The 2,211-nt window shown below is 75.6% G+C and carries 3 protein-coding genes; all 3 read right to left on the bottom strand.

Annotated features, from left to right (window positions below; translation table 11 throughout):
- Nucleotides 1-45: 45 nt before the first annotated feature.
- From paaC to paaA, 3 genes are read right to left on the bottom strand one after another with little or no spacing between them, the layout of a single operon-like run.
- On the bottom strand, nucleotides 46-858 hold the full coding sequence (paaC, locus tag FOE67_RS23375) for a 1,2-phenylacetyl-CoA epoxidase subunit PaaC (protein WP_438874290.1): 813 nt from the start codon (nucleotides 856-858) through the stop codon (nucleotides 46-48).
- Nucleotides 855-1,190: a 1,2-phenylacetyl-CoA epoxidase subunit PaaB gene (gene paaB / locus FOE67_RS23370; RefSeq protein ID WP_228474203.1), complete on the bottom strand. Its 336-nt coding sequence runs from the start codon at nucleotides 1,188-1,190 to the stop codon at nucleotides 855-857. Before paaB ends, paaC begins: the two co-directional genes overlap by 4 nt.
- Nucleotides 1,187-2,161, bottom strand: a complete 975-nt coding sequence (gene paaA, locus FOE67_RS23365) for a 1,2-phenylacetyl-CoA epoxidase subunit PaaA (protein ID WP_182666820.1) — start codon at nucleotides 2,159-2,161, stop codon at nucleotides 1,187-1,189. The genes paaB and paaA overlap by 4 nt, the downstream gene beginning before the upstream one ends.
- Nucleotides 2,162-2,211: the final 50 nt, after the last annotated feature.

Here is a 2,211-nt window from a genome sequence, read left to right as displayed (position 1 = left end):
CCCCGGCGGGGGGCGCCGGGTGCGGGCGGGGACGGTCGACGGCGGTCACCACGACGCCCCCGGGTGGCTGCGGTGCAGGTGCTGCATCTCGGCGAGCATCCGCCCGAACGGCTCGGTGTGCAGGCCCTGTCGGCCGGCACCGGCGGCCCAGGCGTCCCGGTCGGGGACCGTTTCGGCGTCGGGGAGGTCCAGGCGGGCCTCCTCCAGGACGGCGCCGACGCGCCGCAGCCAGTCCTCCCGGTGGGCGGCGGGGTCGATCAGGCCGGCGGGCAGGCCCTCGATCGGCTCGAACAGCTCCCCGGTGTACCGCCACAGGGCGTCGATCGCGCGCCGCATCCGGCGCGCGCTCTCCTCGGTGCCGTCGCCCAGCCGGACGGTCCAGGTCGCCGCGTGGTCGCGGTGGTAGGCCAGCTCCGGGAGGGCCTTGGCGGCGACGGCGGCGATCGGCGCGAGCCGGGGGTGCTCCCGGTCGGCGCCGGCCAGCTCCGCGTACAGCAGTTCGCGGTGCACGGAGAAGTACAGCTGGCGGGCGATGGTGTGGGCGAAGTCGCCGTTGGGCTGCTCGACCAGCTGGACGTTGCGGAACTCCCGCTCCTCGCGGCGGAAGGCCAGGGCGTCCTCGTCCCCGACGATCGCGTACAGGTTGCGGGCCTGGCCGAGCAGGTCGAGCGCCAGGTTGGCGAGGGCGACCTCCTCCTCCAGCACGGGGGCGTCGCCGGCCCACTCGGTGAGGCGGTGGGAGAGCACCAGGGCGTCGTCGCCCAGGGCGAGGGCGGCGTGCGCGGTCCCCGCGTCCGCCCCCGGGGCGGCGGGCTCCTCGGGCACAGTGGCGGGGGAGGTGCCGGGTGTGGCGGTCACAGGTGACGCACCCCCTCGGGGATCTCGTAGAAGGTGGGGTGCCGGTACGGCTTGTCGGCGGACGGGGCGAAGAAGGGGTCCTTCTCATCGGGGGAGGAGGCCGTCACGGCGGCGGCCGGCACCACCCAGATGGACACGCCCTCGCCGCGCCGGGTGTAGAGGTCGCGGGCGTTGCGCAGCGCCATCTCGGCGTCGGGGGCGTGCAGGCTCCCGGCGTGGGTGTGGGACAGACCGCGCCGGGGGCGGACGAAGACCTCCCACAGCGGCCAGGGCGCGCCGGCGGGGGTCCGCGCCGCGGTGGGCGCGGCGGCCTCGGTGGGGGTGTCGCTCATGCGCGGGCTCCCGTGGTCTGCGGGGCGGGGGTCGCCTCGGGTGTGGTGGTGGTCGCGGCGGCGCGGGCGGCCCGCTTGGCGGCGTGCGCGGCGGCGGCCTCGCGCACCCACGCGCCCTCCTCGTGGGCCCGGCGCCGCCGGCTCAGCCGCTGCTCGTTGCAGGGGCCCCGGCCGCGCAGCACCCGGCGGAACTCCTCCCAGTCGATGGCGCCGAAGTCGTGCCGGCCGCGCTCCTCGTTCCACCGCAGGTCGGGATCGGGGAGGGTGAGGCCCAGCGACTCGGCCTGCGGGACGCAGATGTCCACGAACCGCTGCCGCAGCTCGTCGTTGGTGTGCCGCTTGATGCCCCAGGCCATCGAGCGGGCGGTGTGCGGGGACTCCGCGTCCGGCGGGCCGAACATCATCAGCGAGGGCCACCACCAGCGGTTCACGGCGTCCTGGGCCATGGCGTGCTGCGCCTCGGTGCCCCGGCTCAGCGCGAGCAGCAGCTCGTAGCCCTGCCGCTGGTGGAAGGACTCCTCCTTGCAGATCCGCACCATCGCCCGGGCGTAGGGGCCGTAGGAGCAGCGGCACAGCGGCACCTGGTTGGTGATCGCCGCGCCGTCCACCAGCCAGCCGATGGCGCCGACGTCGGCCCAGGTCAGGGTGGGGTAGTTGAAGATCGAGGAGTACTTCTGGCGGCCGGTGTGCAGCTTGTCGAGCAGCTCCTCGCGGTCCACGCCGAGGGTCTCGGCGGCGCCGTAGAGGTAGAGGCCGTGGCCCGCCTCGTCCTGCACCTTCGCCAGCAGGATCGCCTTGCGGCGCAGCGAGGGCGCGCGGGTGAGCCAGTTCGCCTCCGGCTGCATGCCGATGATCTCGGAGTGCGCGTGCTGGGCGATCTGCCGGATCAGGGACGCGCGGTACTCGTCCGGCATCCAGTCGCGCGGCTCGATCCGCTCGTCGGCGGCGATGGTGGCCTCGAAGGCGCGCAGGGCCGCCTCGTCACCGCCGTCGGCGTTTTCGGCGGGGGCCGGGCGGGCGG

Source organism: Streptomyces calidiresistens, from assembly GCF_014141525.1.
GTDB lineage: Bacteria > Actinomycetota > Actinomycetes > Streptomycetales > Streptomycetaceae > Streptomyces > Streptomyces calidiresistens.
This window is presented reverse-complemented; position numbering and strand designations above follow the sequence as displayed.

Bases quoted from the DNA above. Each gene is read 5' to 3' on its own strand.
- paaB (WP_228474203.1), bottom strand. From the start codon at position 1,190: ATGAGCGACACCCCCACCGAGGCCGCCGCGCCCACCGCGGCGCGGACC.